Source organism: Nitriliruptor sp. (assembly GCF_040882075.1).
Taxonomy (GTDB): Bacteria; Actinomycetota; Nitriliruptoria; order Nitriliruptorales; family Nitriliruptoraceae; genus Nitriliruptor.
Map to the genome: position 1 here is coordinate 1 of NZ_JBBEBZ010000151.1, position 16364 is coordinate 16364.

Consider the following 16364-nt stretch of genomic DNA (forward strand, 5'->3'; position numbering starts at 1 on the left):
TTCCGCATCAACAAGCAGAACATGGGCCAGTTCGAGCGCACCCTGATCATCGCCGCGCCGGGCAGCTACGTGCACTACGTCGAGGGCTGCACCGCGCCGATCTACTCCTCCGACTCGCTGCACTCGGCCGTGGTCGAGATCATCGTCCAGGAGGGCGCCCGCGTCCGGTACACGACCATCCAGAACTGGTCGAACAACGTCTACAACCTCGTGACCAAGCGCGCCGTCGCCGAGAAGAACGCCACCATGGAGTGGATCGACGGCAACATCGGTTCGAAGGTCACCATGAAGTACCCCGCGGTCTGGCTGACCGGCGAGGGCGCCAAGGGTGAGGTGCTGTCGGTGGCCTACGCCAACGACGGCCAGCACCAGGACGCCGGCGCCAAGATGGTCCACACCGCGCCGTACACGACCTCGAACATCCTGTCGAAGTCGATCTCCAAGGGCACCGGCCGCACCAGCTACCGCGGTCTGGTCTCGATCAACGAGGGCGCCCACCACGCCCGCGCGGCGGTCAAGTGCGACGCGCTGATGCTCGATGACACCTCGCGTACGGACACCTACCCGTACATGGAGATCGAGCAGGACGACGCCACGATCGAGCACGAGGCGACCGTCTCCAAGCTCTCCGACGACCAGCTGTTCTACATGCAGTCGCGTGGCATCGGCGAGGACGAGGCCACCGCGATGATCGTCCGCGGCTTCATCGAGCCCATCGCGCGCGAGCTGCCGATGGAGTACTCGGTCGAGCTCAACCGCCTCATCGCGATCGAGATGGAAGGCGCCATCGGATGAACGAGCTTCTCCACGTCGCCCGTCTCGACGGGCTCGACGAGGATGCCGTCCGGTCCCTCGCCGGCGACGAGCCGAGCTGGCTCGTCGACCGTCGCCTCGCGGCAACCAAGCGCTTCACCGATCAGGCGTGGCCCGACTCGCGCGCTGACGAGTTCTGGCGCTCCACGCCGTTCTCGCGGCGTATCGACGTCGACCTGCCGGTCACGACCGGCAGCGACGGCCAGGCGCCCGGGTCGCTGGTGTCCGGTCTCGAGATCGAGTCGGTGGACGCCACCATCGTCGACGGTCGCGTGACGCAGATCGTGGTCCCGGCGGCGCTCGCCGACCAGGGTGTGGTCGTGCTCGACCTCGCCGACGCAGCCACCTCCCACGAGCGACAAGTCCGCGAGCACCTCGGGTCGCTGACCACCTCGGCCGACGGTGGCACCGGTTCCGACGAGGACCGCACCATCACCGCCAGCGACGCGGCCTGGACCGGTGGCGTGTTCATCCACGTCCCGGCCGAGGTCGAGGTCACGGCACCGATCGGCGTGCACATCCACGTGACGCAGCCGGGGGCGCATCTGCCCCGCGTGCTGGCGGTCATCGACCACCACGCTCGCGCGACGCTCTACCTCGAACACACCTCCGACCCCGACGTCACCGCGTTCGTCGACGAGGTCGCCGAGTTCGTCGTCCTCGACGGCGCCCGGCTCGACGTGGTCAGCCTGCAGGAGTGGGGCGGTCCGATCCGCCACCTCGGCCTGCAGAAGGCGGCCGCCCACCGCGACGCCACCGTCCGGCACCTGTCGGTGACCACCGGTGGCCACACCGTGCGGCTGCGTCCCGAGGTCGACCTCGTCGGTCCCGGTGCGTCGACCCGCCCGCTCGGGCTGTACGTCGCCGGCGCGGGGCAGTGGTTCGACCTCCAGCCCTACGTGCGTCACCTCGCCCCGCACGCGACCTCGAACGTGCTGTTCAAGGGCGCGCTCCAGGGCAAGGCCCGCACCGTCTTCCGCGGCAACGTGTACGTGCACAAGGATGCGGTCGGGACCTCGACGGACGAGACCAACCGCAGCCTGATCCTCTCGCCCGGCGCCCGGGCCGACTCGACGCCGTTCCTCGAGATCGAGTGCGCGGACATCACCGCGGGGCACGGGTCAGCCACCGGCCAGATCGACGCGCGCCACCTGTTCTACCTCGAATCCCGCGGCATCCCGCGCGACCAGGCGCTCCGCCTGATCGTCCAGGGTTTCTTCCGGGAGATCCTCACCGAGGTCGACCTGCCGGGCGTCGAGGACCGTGCCATGGGCCACATCGAGGCCGGCATCGCGGCCGTCGACGTCGCCTCGCTCGCGGTCTCCGACGCTGCGCTCCGGGATGGCGAGCTGTAGATGGCCACCCGCGTCGCCTCGCTGTCGGACCTGCCCGACGTCACCCCCGTCCGGGTCGACGTGGAGGGGATCCCGATCTGTCTGGTCCGCCTCGGCGGTGATGTCCGTGCTATCCACGACGTCTGCTCCCACGAGGAGTGGTCGCTGTCGGACGGCGGTCAGGTCTTCGACGCCGAGGTCGAGTGCTCGCTCCACGGTTCCAGCTTCTCGCTCGACGACGGCCACCCCTCGTCGCTGCCCGCGATGGTCCCCGTCCCCACCTACGCCGTCACGATCGACGGCGACGACGTCCTCATCGACGTCTCGGTGGCGCTCAACGGCGCCCCCACACCCGACTTCTAGACCCTCTCCCACCGCCCGCACCCGGGCGTCCCCACGAACAAGGACCACGGACACGATGGCTGATCTCGAGATCCGCGACCTGAAGGTCGCCGCCGACGACACCGAGCTGCTGCACGGGGTGAACCTCGACCTCGACCAGGGCCGCACCATCGCGTTGATGGGTCCGAACGGCTCCGGCAAGTCCACGCTGGCCTACGCGATCGCCGGCCACCCCGCCTACGAGATCACCGGCGGGACCATGACCTGGCAGGGCACGGGGCTGAACGACCTGACCCCCGACGAGCGTGCCCGGCTCGGCGTCTTCCTGGCCATGCAGTACCCCGTCGAGGTGCCCGGCGTGTCGCTGACCAACTTCCTGCGCACGGCCCTCAACGCCGTCTCCGAGGACGACGTCCCGATCCGCGAGTTCATGACGCGGCTGCGGTCCGAGATGGCCGACCTGGGCGTCGACGAGTCGTTCCTCACCCGGTCGGTCAACGAGGGCTTCTCCGGCGGCGAGAAGAAGCGCTTCGAGATCCTCCAGGCGGCGCTGCTGCGACCGAAGCTCGCGGTGCTCGATGAGACCGACTCCGGGCTCGACGTCGACGCGCTCAAGACGGTCTCCGAGGGTGTCAACCGGCTCCAGGGACCCGACCTCGGCATCCTGATCATCACCCACTACACCCGCATCCTGCGCTACATCCAGCCCGACGAGGTCCACGTGATGTTCGAGGGCCGCATCGTGGCCTCCGGTGGTCCCGAGCTCGCCGACGAGCTCGAGGCCAAGGGGTACGACGACATCCGCGCCATGGCCTGACGGCGCGCTGACACCTTCCCCCTCCCCGGGGCAGCGGCCAGCGCCGGCAGCGGTCACGATGGCCGTCGGTCACCCCCACCAGACAGGAACGGCGATGACGCTCGACGTGCAGACGCTCCGGAAGGACTTCCCGGTCCTGTCCCGTGAGCTGCACGGCAAGCGGCTGGTCTACCTCGACTCCGCCGCGTCGTCGCAGACGCCGCAGCCGGTGCTCGACGCGATGGACCGGTACTACCGCTGGTCGCGCTCCAACGTGCACCGCGGTGTCTACGCGCTCGCCGAAGAGGCCACCGACCTCTACGAGGGCGGCCGCACGGCGCTCGCCGAGCTCGTTGACGCCGACCCACGCGGGGTGGTCCTCACCAAGAACGCCACCGAGGCGTGCAACCTGGTCGCCTACAGCTGGGTGCGCCGCAACCTCGGTCCGGGGGACGCCCTGCTGACCACCGGCATGGAGCACCACGCCAACCTCGTCCCGTTCCTGCACGCCAGCAAGGACCTCGGCTTCGAGGTGCGACAGGTCCCCCTGACCGACGACGGGCAGCTCGACCTCGACGCGGCGCGTGAGCTCGTCGCCGACGGGCGGGTCCGGTTCGTCGGCGTCGTCCACGTGTCCAACGTCCTCGGGACGATCAACGACGTGTCGGCCCTCGCGGGGATCGCCAGGGCCGCCAACGACACCTGCGTCGTCCACGTCGACGGCACCCAGGCGGTGCCGCAGATGCCGGTCAGCTTCCGTGACCTCGGGGTCGACTTCTACGCGCTGACCGGTCACAAGATGTGCGGGCCCACCGGCATCGGCGCGCTCCTGGCCCGGCCGGAGCTGCTCGAGTCGATGGAACCGTTCCTGACCGGTGGCGAGATGATCCGGGACGTCTCCTTCGAGCAGGTCACCTGGAACGAGATCCCGCACAAGTTCGAAGCCGGCACCCCGATGATCGCCGAAGCGGCCGGGCTCGCCGCGGCGGTCAGCTACCTGCGCGACATCGGGCTCGACGCCATCCGTGCCCACGAGCAGGACCTGACCGGCACGTTCCTGTCGGCGTTGGCCGACCTCGATGGCGTGGCCGTCCACGGACCGGCCGATGCGGCCGCACGCGGCGGCGCGATCTCGTTCACCGTCGACGGCGTCCACCCGCACGACATCGGTGCGATGCTCGACCAGCACGGCGTGTGCGTGCGCGTCGGCCACCACTGCGCCAAGCCGTTGATGCGCTCGCTCGGGGTCAACGCGACCGCCCGCGCCAGCCTGTACCTCTACAACGGCGAGGACGACCTCGAACCGCTGCTCGGGGGCATCACCGCGGCGCGGAAGTTCTTCGCCCGGTGATGCGTTCGCCCCGGCACCGACCCAGAACGGAGCACCACCTGTGAGCCTCGAGGACCTGTACCAGGAGATCATCCTGGACCACTACCGCGCGCCGAAGAACCGCGCGCCGTCCCTCGAGGAGGAGGACGTGCACGTCCACCACTCCAACCCGCTCTGCGGGGACGAGATGGACCTGCGCCTGCGCGTCGCCGACGGCAGGGTCGACGGGCTGGTCTTCGACGGCGAGGGTTGTTCGATCAGCCAGGCGTCGGCGTCCGCGATGACCCAGGCCGTCACCGGCCGTGAGCTCAAGGACGCCCTCGACCTCGCCGAGGACTTCCGGCTGATGATGCACGGCGACGAACCCGCCCGTGCCGACGACCTGCTCGACGGCGTGGCGTTCCAGGGCGTGTCGAAGTTCCCGGTGCGGGTCAAGTGCGCCCTGCTCGGGTGGATGGCCGTCCGGGACGCCATCGAGACCTACCAGCGCGGCGCGTCCGAGAGCGCCGTCACCTACGACGACTGAAGGTCACCGCATGTCGCAGACCCCCGACACCACCACGCGGGAACCCGGAGCGCAGATGCGCCCCCCGGTCGATCGCGATGCTCTCGGGCTCGACGACCTGCCCGAGGCCGACACCGAGACGGGCGCGCCCGTCTCGGCAGCCAGCACCCCACCGGCGGCGAACTCGCCGTTCGCCGACCTCCCGCTCGAGGACGACGGGATGCCGTCCTCGCAGGATCTGATGAACGGCCTGCGGGCCGTGGTCGACCCGGAGATCGGCTACAACATCGTCGATCTGGGCCTGGTCTACGAGGTCACCAAGCCCGAGCGGGGCTACGCCCACGTACGCATGACCCTCACCTCGATGGGGTGCCCGCTGACCGAGGTCATCCACCAGCAGTGCTCGGTGATCCTCGGGGCGATGCCCGGCGTCGATCGCGTCGAGGTGGAGTTCACCTTCACCCCGCCGTGGGACATCTCGATGATCGCCGACTACGTGCGCGAGGAGATGCGCGCCATGGGGATGAACGTCTGATCGTCCCGCGGGGCACCGACGAGCTCGCCCATCACCTCGGCGGACGTCGGTCGGTGGAGGTGGTAGCCCTGCACGACCTCGCAGCCGAGGTGGCGGAGCTCGGACAGCTGCCGGGCGGTCTCGACCCCCTCGGCGACGGTCGTCATCCCGAACTCGTCCGCCAACCCGATGATGGCCGCGATGACCCGCGAGTCGCGGGCCTCGGTGCCGAGCTCGGTGACGAACGACCGGTCGATCTTGAGGGTGTTGACGGGCAGCTCGCGGAGGTAGGCGAGCGACGAGTAGCCGGTCCCGAAGTCGTCGATGGCGATCCCGACGCCCAGCTCGCGGAGCTCGGCGAGGACCGCTCGGCCAGCGGCCGGTTCCTCCATCAGCGCGCTCTCGGTCAGCTCGAGGCACAGCTGTCCGGCAGCCACCCCGTGTCGGTCGAGCAGCTCGGCGACCGTCCGGGCCAGTGACCCCTGGATCAGCTGGTGCACCGAGAGGTTCACCGACATCAGCAGCGGTTCGCGGTCGCCCCGGGCGTCGTTCCAGCGTCGGAGCTCCGCGAGCGCGACGTCGAGGACGAAGCGACCGAGTGGAACGATCAACCCGTGCTCCTCGGCGACCGGGATGAACTCGCTCGGTCCGATCGTCCCGTGACGTGGGTGCTCCCAACGCAGCAGCGCCTCGGCCCCGATCGTGGCGTCGTCGCGCAGGCGGACGAGGGGCTGGTACTCGACGTACAGCTCGCCGCGATCGATGCTGCCGTGGAGGGCCTGCGCCAGCTCGACCCGTCGCAGCAGCTGGTGCCGCAACGCCTGATCGAACCGCTCGAGCCGGGCGCGGCCGCGCTCCTTGGCCCGGTACATCGCGGAGTCGGCGTCGCGGAGGATCGCCTCGGCGTCGCCTTTCGCCTCGGCGATGACGACGCCGGCACTGGCGGTGATCACGTGCTCGCGCCCACCGAGCACGAACGGTTCGTCGAAGGCGAGCAAGCACCGCTCGGCGCCCTCGACCGCTGCCTCGTCGTCCGGGAGATCCTCGAGCAGGACGACGAACTCGTCACCGCCGAAGCGAGCCACGGTGTCGCGCGGCCGGGTCACCGACGCGAGGCGGCGTGCGGCCTGGATCAGGAGCTCGTCACCCATCGTGTGCCCGAGCGAGTCGTTGATCAGCTTGAACCGGTCGAGGTCGAGGAACACCACGCCGACGGATCGCCGGCTGCGCTCGGTCCGCGCGAGCGCGTGCTCGAGCCGGTCGAAGAGCAGACCGCGGTTGGGGAGCCCCGTCAGTGGGTCGTGGAGGGCCTGGTGCTGCAGCGCCTCCTCGATAACCTTCCGGGAGGTGATCTCGTGGGCGTTGACGACGATGCCGCCGATGGACGGGTCGTCGCTCAGGTCCACGGCGCTGGCCAGGAACCACCGCCACGAGCCGTCGGCGTGCCGGAGGCGGTGGTCGGAGATCCGGATCTCCCGGCCCGGAGCCTGCGACGCGTGCACCAACGCTAGCTCGACCCGGTCGACGTCGTCGTGCTGGACGGCATCGAGGTAGCTGGAGCCGACGCGGAGCTGATCGTGCCAGCCGAGCACGCGCTCCACCGATGGGCCGAGCTCCACGAAACGGTGCGCACCATCCAGGACCATGACCGCGTCGGAGGAGTGACGCGCGAGCGCCCGGAACCGCTCCTCACGGCGCGCCAGGGCCTCGAAGGCCTCGCGACGCATGAGGCCCCCGCAGATCACATCAGCGACCGCGCCGAGCAGCAGCAGCGATCCGTACGACCAGTCCCGTGTGCTCCGGACCGAGTCGAACCCGAGGAACCCGACCAGCCGCCCCGACGAGAGCAGGGGGACGGTCACCAGCGATCGGATGCCCTGCGGTGCGAGCAGGTCCCGCTCGTCGGCGCGGGCCTCGGGGAGGTCGTCGACGGAGGGGATGTGGACCGTCTGCCCGCTGCGGAACCGCGGTAGCCACCACGCGATCGCCTCCATCGGCACCTGCTGGAGCTCGTCGATCTGCGGTTCGGTGCCCGCTGCGCACCACTCGTGGGTGTTGCTGATCACGCCGTTGGGTTCGTCGAGCAGGCACAGGTAGCTGCGGTCGACGTCGGCGTAGCTACCGATCCGCCGCAACGCGTCGTCGATCCCGGCGTCGAGGTCGGCCGCATCGAGGTCGCCGAACGCCCGCAGGATCTCGGGGATCAGCTCCAGCAGCCCGAGCAGTTCGCCCAGGTCTCGGTCCGGCACCAACTCGTCGTGCTCCTCCGTCTCGATCGGCCCGCGGTAAGCACACCCGACGGGCGGACCTCGTGGTGTCCACCTTCAACGCTTCATCGGCCGCTGTCCAGGTCGCCTGAGGGTCATCTCCGTCCGGCCGTCCGGCCGCGCGGACCACCCACACACGGGGGGTCGGGAGCCTGGGCCGGTCCTCCGGTCCTCCGGTCCCCCGGGCCCACCGACACCCGATGACGAGGTGCGCGAGGGACGAGTCCGCGGGTGCGCCCCTGTGGATGACTGCCAACGTCTCCACGGACTCTCGCTAATGTTCGTGCCTCTTCGTCCGGTCGGTCGCGTTGTCCTCGGGGGGCGCCAGGTGGCACGCAGGTTCCGCAGCACAGCACTCGTCGTCTTCCTAGCGGTCGCAGCCGCCGCGTGTTCGAGCGGCGGGGACGACCCCGTCGACGAGCCCACGCCCACCGAGTCGGCGGCTCCCACCGTGGAGCCTGACCCTGACCCGACGGAGACCGAGCCCGAGGACCCGTTCGCCATCCCCGACGAGATCGATGAGGCCTACGTCGAATCGGTGATGAACGAGCTCTTCCGTATCCGGACAGAGGTCATCCGTCGGTCGGTTGAAGCGAACGGTCAGGCCGTCCTGCCGGAGGACGTCGGTGAGCTGATCGGCGCATCACACTCTGGACCGCTCAGAACTCGGACCATCGAGGATGCGCAGGAGATCTTGCAGGCTACGAACGTGGACGAGATCTTCTTGGCTCCCGAGGAGATGGGCGAGGAGCGGTTCGATCTGTTCACGGTTGTTGCAGCCGATGCGGATTGTCTCGTCGTCACTGGCCTTCCCGACAGCGGCGAGGTCAACAGAGCTGGGTCGAACACGACGCTCTATTCGGTTTACGCACTGTCAAGGTCCGATGCCGCCTCGGAGACCAATCGGACGCCGTGGCTCCTGCACGACGAGTCGCAGCTGTTCGAGGGAGGCAGCAACGACCCGGCTGCACCCGAACTCGTCGCGGACCTCGAGCTCGACGAGCTAAGGGCCCTTATCGATGACACGTGTGGGGGAGCTGTCTGATGCGCGGCAGGCGACGGCACCGCCTCGTAACGGCCCTCGCGCTGGGTGCCTTGGGCCTGCAAGCCAGCGGCATTGCGGTGGCGGACGAAGGTCCAAGAATCGGAGGTGGAGAATCGAAGCTCGGGGGAAACGGGTCCTTCACCCAAGTCCTCGAAGTTGCTCTGCCTCCGACACCGGCCTCGGCTCGGTCGGGTCCCGCCGCGGCGTCGCCGTACGTGTGGATCTCGGTGCCTCGGTTCGGGAACTCGGGTGACCCGGACGACGGTAACCAGGGGTTCTGCACGCAGCGTGAGTGGACGCGGGTGTTGCCTGAGGACGCCGCCGGTACTCAGGCTCAGGCTGAGCAGCAGTACGCAGGCTTGTTCATCGGGCTCGGGCTCGACCGGGATGGCGTCAGCTCTGCGGTCCCGTGTCCCGCAGATCCGGCCGTCGAGCTGCCGGTCGCCATGGTGGAGGAGTTCATCACCGCGACGGTGAGCGAGCAGCTCCCACGGCCGACACTGTCGCTACCTCCTGGGTTCGCGCTCACGGGGCTGCGGACCTACCTGGTCACCGAACACGACCTCGACTTCGGTCCGGTGTCGGTCCCGGTCGACCTCGGCATCGTGACGTTCGATGTCCAGCTCAGCGCCACGGGGGAGAGCGCTGTGGGCTGGGGTGACGGGACGGTCACGACGCACCGCAGCGGTGGGACGGGCTACCCGGATGGTGCGATCAACCACGTCTACACGCACGCGGCGCTCGTCGATATCACCGTGACCGACACCTGGACCGTCTCGTACGAGGCTGGGCCGTTCGTGGGGACGATCACCGCCCCGCTGCTGCCGGTCACGCTCGCCGACGTTCAGATCCAGGAACGTCAGGCCGTCCGCCAGGGATGATCGGGGGCCCCGAGGCCGCGTTGTCCACACCTTCATCGGTATCCACCCGACTGCGGCCCTCGTTGCCGATACCGCGGACACCACCACGTCGCCTGAGCTCGCCAGGACGGGTCGCGTGGGCGCCAGCGACCACTTGCTCCCGACGTCAGCCGAGGGCCACGGCGTCGGCATCGGACGGTGCGGCCGCGGCGTGGTCAGGGTGTGGTCCGGTGGTGGGGACGCGCTCGCGGTCCGGAGGTTCGCACCGTTCTCCCTACGGTGGAAGCTCGGGCGTTCGAACGGCGTTGGACACTTCGAAGCTCGACTCCATCCCCTGCAGCCCACCTCCAGGAGTCCATCCGTGGCCTCGTCCGCCTCACCAGAGCCCACCCGCGTCCCTCCGGTCGTCGACCGTCGTGAGCCGCTCACCCACGATGAGATCGCCCGCTACAGCCGCCACCTGATCATCCCGGACGTCGGGATCGAGGGTCAGGAGCGGCTGAAGGCCGCCAAGGTCCTGCTCGTCGGCACCGGTGGCCTCGGTTCGCCGCTCGCGCTCTACCTCGCCGCCGCGGGTGTCGGCACCATCGGCCTCGTCGACGACGACGTGGTCGACGCCTCGAACCTCCAGCGGCAGGTCATCCACGGCACCTCCGACATCGGGACCCACAAGGTCGAGTCGGCGAAGCGGTCGATCCTCGAGATCAACCCGCACGTCGAGGTGGTCGAGCACCGCACCTACCTGACCTCGGAGAACGCGCTCGACGTGCTGCGGGGCTACGACCTCGTCATCGACGGGACCGACAACTTCCCGACCCGGTACCTGGTCAACGATGCCTGCGTCCTCCTCGGCATCCCCAACGTGTACGGGTCGATCTTCCGCTTCGAGGGACAGCTCAGCGTCTTCTGGGGCGCAGAGGGGCCCTGCTACCGCTGCATGTTCCCCGAGCCGCCACCGCCAGGGATGGTCCCCAACTGCGCCGAGGGTGGCGTGCTCGGGATCATGGCCGGCCACATCGGCACCGCCCAGGGCATCGAGGGCATCAAGCTCATCGCCGGCATCGGCGACCCGATGATCGGCCGGCTCGGGCTGTACGACGCGCTCGAACAGCGCTGGACCTACGTCAAGGTCAACAAGGATCCGAACTGCCCGGTGTGCGGCCCCGAGCCCACCGTCACCGAGCTGATCGACTACGAGGACTTCTGCGGGATGCCCGCCCACGACCGGACCGAGGGTGCCGACGAGCTCGACCTGACCGATCTCGAGATCCTGCCGTCCGAGTACGCGGAGATCGCCGAGAAGCCGGACGTGGTGCTGCTCGACGTGCGTGAGCCCCACGAGTACGAGATCAACCGCATCCCCGGCGCGGTCCTGATCCCGAAGGACGAGCTGCCGGGCAAGCTCGCCGAGCTCGACCCCACCAGTGAGTACGTCGTGCACTGCAAGTCGGGTGTCCGGTCGCTCGAGTCGACCCAGCTGATGCGCGGCGCGGGGTTCAAGGCACGCTCGATGCGCGGAGGGATCGATCTCTACGCCCGCCAGATCGACGACTCGATCCCGGTGTACTGACCGAGCGTCTCAGCTCGCCGCGGCCTTCGCATCTGCGGACGCCTCCTCGGCGTCGACGGGATCGTCGCCGCGTCCGCGGATCAGGTCGATCACGAGCGCCGTGATGGCCGCGACCGGGACCGCGAGGAAGGCGCCGAGGATCCCGAGGACCGATGCCCCGGCCGCGATGGCCGTGAGCACCACGATCGGGTGCAGGTGGATGGTCCGTCCGAGGATCAGCGGTTCGAGGATGTTGCCCTCGATCTGTTGGACGAGGAGGACGATCCCGAGCACGATCAGGCCCGTCGTCAGTCCCCCGTCGGCGAGCGCGACGAGGACCGCGAGCGCGCCACTGGCTACGGCACCGACGATCGGGAAGAGCCCACCGAACAGCACGAGGATGCTGAGCGGCAGGGCCAGCGGGACCCCGAGGATCAGGAGCCCGATGCCGATGAGCACGGCGTCGAAGAACGCGACCAGGAGTTGGCCCTGCACGTAGCTGCTGAGCGTGCCCCAGGATCGGTCGAGACCCTCGCGGACGATGGGCTGGCGCGCTTCCGGCACCGTCGTGACGATCGCGTCCCGCAGCCGGCGACCGTCCTTGAGGTAGAAGAAGAGCACGACGAACATCAGCAGCAGGCCGGCGACCACCTCGAAGGCCAGCCCGGCCGCCGTGCTCGCCTTCCCCGCCAGGTCACCGGCTTCGCCGAGCTGCTCCTGGGCGAAGGTCATCAGGTCGGAGAACCCCTCGACGCCGACCCCGAGCGGGTCGTCCTCGAGCCAGCCCCCGATCTGCCCGACACCCTCCGAGGCCGAGTCCAGCAGGTCCGGCAGCTGTGCGACCACCAGGGCGACAGCGCCCGCCAGGACCCCGAAGAACACGACCAGTCCCAGCACGAGCGACAGCAGTGCTGCGGCTGCTGACGGTAGCCCGAGCCCGCGGAGGCGATCCGCGACGGGCGCGAGCAGCGTCGCGGGGAAGAGCGCGAGGATGACCGGGATGATGACGATCGTGAGCGCTGACGCGATGTAGCCGAGTAGCGCGAGGACGGCCGCGATCCCCACCAGAGCCCAGGCGCCGCGGCCGACGAGCCACAGCCGGGTCGGTGCCGGTGGGCCGCCCGTCGGCACGGGCGCTCCACGTTCGCTGTCGTCGGTCGCGGGGTCGTTCTGAGGTTCGGGCACGTCGGCTCGGTCGTCGTCGGCCTCCGACCGTAGGACACCGACGCCGGTACCCCCTCAGCTGCGCCCGGCCTGTCGTCCGGACGGGTCGCCGCCGCCGGCCCTGCGGATCACTCCTCCGGCAGGACCCTGACGAGCCGGTGGTCGAGCCGGAGGGTGACCTCGTCACCGGGGCGCGGTGCATCCAGCCCGCGGACCGGGACCTCAAGCTCGGTGCCTGCGACGCGCAGGTGGAGCACGTGGTGGTCGCCGGCGAAGCGACGTGCCGCGACCTGCCCCGTGATCTCCCCGGACGGGTCGAGGTCGAGCGCCCCGGGGAGCAGCAGCGCGAGCACGTCGCCGTGCTGGTCGGTCGTGACCCGGAGGTGGCCGAGGGCGGTGGTCACGCCGGTCGCATCCGCCTGCCCGGGCAGCAACTGGTGGAGCCCGAGGAAGCGCGCCACGCCGGCGTCGGTCGGTGCCCGCCAGAGCTCGTCCGGCGTGCCGATCTGAGCGATACGACCGGCCCGCATCACCGCGACCCGGTCGGCCAGCGTGAGCGCCTCGTCCTGGTCGTGGGTGACGTGGAGGACGGTCGCGCCCGACTCGGCGAACACCCGCGGGAGTTCGACCAGCAACCGGTCGCGCAGGCCCCGGTCGAGCGATCCGAGCGGCTCGTCCAGCATCAGCAGACGCGGTCGGGGTGCCAGCGCCCGGGCGAGCGCGACCCGCTGAGCTTCGCCTCCGGACAGCTCGGTGACCCGTCGCTGGTCGTACCCGGTCAGGTCGACGAGCGTGAGCACCTCCGCGACGCGCTGCCGGACGTCGGCGGTCGACCAGCCGCGCATCCTCGGCCCGAACGCCACGTTGTCGGCCACCGTCCGGTGCGGGAACAGGGCGTGGTCCTGGAAGGCGAGCCCGACGCCGCGCTGATCCGGTCGTCGGCCGGCGAGGTCCTCGCCCGCGAGCAGGATGCTGCCGGACGCGGGCGGCTCGAGCCCCGCCACCGCCCGCAGCAGGCTCGACTTGCCGCACCCCGATGGTCCGAGCACGACCACCACCTCGCCGTCGGCGACGTGCAAGGTCACGCCGTCGACGGCGACGGTGTCCCCGTAGCGGACGGTGAGATCGGTGACGTCGAGCATCAGAAGCGTCCCACCTCACCGACGCGCAGCCGGTCGATCAGCAGGAGAGCGGACGCCGTCACGGCCATCAGGATGGTCGACAGCGCCATCGCCTGACCGAAGTTGGCCGCTCCCGGTCGTCCGAGCGCCCGGAAGATCGCCACCGGGACGGTCGGCAGCTCGGCGCGTGCGACGAACACGGTCGCACCGAACTCACCCACCGCGATGGCGAACGCGAAGCCGGTCGCTACGAGCGCGGTGCGGGCGACGATCGGCAGATCGACCTCGCGCCAGATCCGGCGTGGTGTCGCCCCGAGGACGCCAGCGGCTTCCCGCAGTCGTGTGTCGATGGCTTCGATGGCCGGGACGAGGGAGCGGACCACGAACGGCGTCGCGATGAGCGCCTGCGCGAGCGGTACGAGCAACACGCTCCCGCGCAGGTCGAACGGTGGCCGGTCGAGGCTGATCAGGAAGCCGAACCCGACCGTCACCGCCGAGGTGCCGAGCGGGAGCATCAGCCCCCGGTCGACGAGACGGGTGAGACGGCCCCGGCGCCCCGTGACCGCGATGGCCGTGCAGGTGCCGAGCACGGTCGCGATGACGGCGGCCGCGACGGCGAAGACCAGCGAGTTGCGCACCGCCGCCAGCGGGGCGACGGCCAGCACGGTGCCTCTCGCCTGGGTCGCCAGCCCCGTGAAGTGGCCGAGCCCGTACCCGTCCCCGGTGGCGAGGGCACGTTCGACGAGGACGGCCGGGGGCGCGACCAGGAGCAGGCCGATGACCACGAGGTTCGCGCGCAGGAACCAGCGTTCGCTCGCGGTCGCCGGCGCGTGGAGGGCCTCGTCGGCGGCCCGGGGGGTGCGGGCGACCGACCGGCGCTGCAGGCGTCCGTAGACGGTGAGGGCCGCGATGACCGCGACCAGTTGCAGCAGCGCGAGGACGCTGGCGAGCGGCAGGTCGAGCAGCTGCACGGTCGCACGGTGGATCTCGACCTCGAGGGTCGCCAGACCCGGTCCACCGAGGAGGAGCACCACGCCGAACGAGGTGAAGGTGAACAGGAACACGATGGCGGCGCTCGCGAGGATGGCTGGTCGCAGGAGCGGCAGCGCGACCTCACGGACCGCGCGCCAACGTGACGCGCCGAGGCTGCGGGCCGCGTCCTCGAGCCGCGGATCGAGGTTCGCCCACGCGCCGCCCACCGTGCGCACGACCACCGCGTAGTTGAAGAAGGCGTGGGCCAGCAGGATGGCGACGACGGTGCGTCGCAGGTCGAGCGTCGGGGCTCCCGAACCGAGGAGTCCGACCAGCGCCGAGTTGATGGGTGACCGCGGACCGAGCAGCGCCAGGAACGCGCTGCCGACCACGACCGTCGGGAGGACGAAGGGGACGAGCACCAACGCCGACACGGTGCGGCGCCCCCGGAAGCGCAACCGCGACAACGCGTAGGCACCGGGGAGCCCGAGCGCGAGGGTCAGGGCGGTCGACGCGACCGCCTGCCACAGGGTGAACCACACCACCCCCCGAACCGACGGGCTGGTGAGCACACCCACGACCCCCGACAGGTCCGGTGCACCGTCCGGCGCCAGCCCGCGCCAGACGATCGCCGCGACGGGCTGGACGAAGAGGACGAGCAGGAACAGCGTCGGCGGGGCGAGCAGGGCGAGCTGCCCGCCCCGCGACAGCGTCGGGCGGGTGGCGCGAGCGGTGGCTCGCGCCACTGCCATCAGCGCAGCACCGTGTCGGTCCAGTCGCTGATCCAGCGGTCCCGCTCGTCACCGATGGTCAGCGGATCCACGGCGTAGGGCTCCTGCGCCAGCTCGGCGTGCTCGGTGAAGACCTCCGGGAGGTCGGCATCCTCGACGACCGGGTAGACGAACATCGTCAGCGGCACGTCCTCCTGGAACGGGACGCTCAGCAGGAAGTCGACCAGCTGCTGGGCCTCGGGCTCGTGCTCGGTGCCGCGCAGGATCCCGACGTACTCGACCTGCCGGACGCAGGAGGCCTGGACCACCGCGGTGGGAGGCGTGTCGACGGGCGGGTCGGCGAAGACCACCTCGGCGGCGGGTGAGGACGCGTACGAGACCACGATGGGACGGTCGCCACCCTGCCCGCTGCCGGAGAACTCGTCGTAGTAGGCGCTCGACCAGCCGTCGGTGATCAGCACGTCGTTGTCGCGCAGCTGCTCCCAGTACGCCAACCACCCGTCGTCACCGAACTCCTGGACGGTCGCCAGGAGGAACGCCAGGCCAGGGGAGGAGGTCGCTGGGTTCATCGCGACCGTCATGCCCTCGTACGCGGGGTCGACGAGGTCGTCGAGCGACGACGGGGGCGGAACGTCGCCGTCCTCGAAGGCGGCGACGTCGTAGTTCAGGCACACGTCCCCGACGTCGACGGGGGTCTCCGGGTCGTCGGCCGGTTGGAGGTCGGCCGGCACCCGGTCGAGCTCCGGTGACACGTAGGGCAGGAACAGGTCCTCGTCGAGCGCCCGCGACAGGAACGTGGTGTCGACGCCGAACAGCAGATCGCCCTGCGGCGAGTCGGCGGTGAGGATGGCCTGGTTCAGAGCGGTCCCGGCGTCGCCCGAGGGGACGACCTCGACGGTGATGCCCGTGTCGTCGGTGAAGGACGCGAGGACGTCGTCCGAGACGTCGAACGAGTCGTGGGTGAGCAGCCGCAGCGTCACCTCGCCGTCCGCGGCGGCATCGTCGTCGGCATCGTCGTCGG

The 16364-nt window shown here is 70.2% G+C and carries 15 protein-coding genes; 10 read left to right on the forward strand and 5 right to left on the reverse strand.

The window, feature by feature from the left end; genetic code table 11:
• The 7 genes from sufB to WEB03_RS09125 all read left to right on the forward strand — a co-directional run.
• Window positions 1-795 (forward strand): Fe-S cluster assembly protein SufB (sufB, locus tag WEB03_RS09095; protein WP_368070635.1); only part of this gene is annotated, 795 nt, incomplete at its 5' end.
• Window positions 792-2168 carry a Fe-S cluster assembly protein SufD gene (sufD, locus tag WEB03_RS09100; protein ID WP_368070636.1) on the forward strand — a complete coding sequence of 459 codons (1377 nt, stop codon included), beginning with the start codon at window positions 792-794 and terminating at the stop codon, window positions 2166-2168. The genes sufB and sufD, both read left to right, overlap by 4 nt.
• The gene (locus WEB03_RS09105; RefSeq protein WP_368070637.1) at window positions 2169-2510 is read left to right on the forward strand and encodes a non-heme iron oxygenase ferredoxin subunit; all 342 of its coding nucleotides are present in this window, start codon (window positions 2169-2171) and stop codon (window positions 2508-2510) included.
• 55 nt (window positions 2511-2565) lie between these two features.
• On the forward strand, window positions 2566-3306 hold the full coding sequence (sufC, locus tag WEB03_RS09110; protein WP_368070638.1) for a Fe-S cluster assembly ATPase SufC: 741 nt from the start codon (window positions 2566-2568) through the stop codon (window positions 3304-3306).
• A 94-nt stretch (window positions 3307-3400) separates the two neighbouring features.
• A complete protein-coding gene (locus WEB03_RS09115; protein ID WP_368070639.1) occupies window positions 3401-4636 on the forward strand; it encodes an aminotransferase class V-fold PLP-dependent enzyme in 1236 nt (411 codons plus the stop codon).
• Window positions 4637-4676: 40 nt separating this feature from the next.
• Complete coding sequence (gene sufU / locus WEB03_RS09120; RefSeq protein WP_368070640.1) at window positions 4677-5141, forward strand: Fe-S cluster assembly sulfur transfer protein SufU; 465 nt, start codon at window positions 4677-4679, stop codon at window positions 5139-5141.
• A gap of 10 nt (window positions 5142-5151) precedes the next feature.
• Complete coding sequence (locus tag WEB03_RS09125) at window positions 5152-5655, forward strand: metal-sulfur cluster assembly factor (RefSeq protein WP_368070641.1); 504 nt, start codon at window positions 5152-5154, stop codon at window positions 5653-5655.
• Here WEB03_RS09125 and WEB03_RS09130 read toward each other — a convergent pair.
• Complete coding sequence (locus tag WEB03_RS09130; protein ID WP_368070642.1) at window positions 5613-7883, reverse strand: EAL domain-containing protein; 2271 nt, start codon at window positions 7881-7883, stop codon at window positions 5613-5615. The genes WEB03_RS09125 and WEB03_RS09130 overlap by 43 nt on opposite strands.
• Window positions 7884-8229: 346 nt before the next feature.
• Here WEB03_RS09130 and WEB03_RS09135 point away from each other — a divergent pair, with 346 nt between their 5' ends.
• The 3 genes from WEB03_RS09135 (at window position 8230) to moeB (ending at window position 11376) form a co-directional block, all read left to right on the forward strand.
• A complete protein-coding gene (locus tag WEB03_RS09135; RefSeq protein WP_368070643.1) occupies window positions 8230-8946 on the forward strand; it encodes a hypothetical protein in 717 nt (238 codons plus the stop codon).
• Between the two features lie 305 nt (window positions 8947-9251).
• The gene (locus WEB03_RS09140; protein ID WP_368070644.1) at window positions 9252-9827 is read left to right on the forward strand and encodes a hypothetical protein; all 576 of its coding nucleotides are present in this window, start codon (window positions 9252-9254) and stop codon (window positions 9825-9827) included.
• 340 nt (window positions 9828-10167) lie between these two features.
• Window positions 10168-11376 carry a molybdopterin-synthase adenylyltransferase MoeB gene (gene moeB, locus WEB03_RS09145; RefSeq protein WP_368070645.1) on the forward strand — a complete coding sequence of 403 codons (1209 nt, stop codon included), beginning with the start codon at window positions 10168-10170 and terminating at the stop codon, window positions 11374-11376.
• A 9-nt stretch (window positions 11377-11385) separates the two neighbouring features.
• Here moeB and WEB03_RS09150 read toward each other — a convergent pair whose 3' ends face one another.
• From WEB03_RS09150 to WEB03_RS09165, 4 genes are all read right to left on the reverse strand, one after another.
• Complete coding sequence (locus tag WEB03_RS09150) at window positions 11386-12540, reverse strand: AI-2E family transporter (RefSeq protein ID WP_368070646.1); 1155 nt, start codon at window positions 12538-12540, stop codon at window positions 11386-11388.
• 107 nt (window positions 12541-12647) lie between these two features.
• Window positions 12648-13661 (reverse strand): ABC transporter ATP-binding protein, encoded by a 1014-nt coding sequence (locus tag WEB03_RS09155; RefSeq protein WP_368070647.1) that lies wholly within the window; start codon window positions 13659-13661, stop codon window positions 12648-12650.
• A complete protein-coding gene (locus WEB03_RS09160) occupies window positions 13661-15364 on the reverse strand; it encodes an ABC transporter permease (RefSeq protein WP_368070648.1) in 1704 nt (567 codons plus the stop codon). Before WEB03_RS09160 ends, WEB03_RS09155 begins: the two co-directional genes overlap by 1 nt.
• The coding region (locus WEB03_RS09165; protein WP_368070649.1) for a thiamine ABC transporter substrate binding subunit at window positions 15364-16364 on the reverse strand (1001 nt) is incomplete at its 5' end. The genes WEB03_RS09165 and WEB03_RS09160, both read right to left, overlap by 1 nt.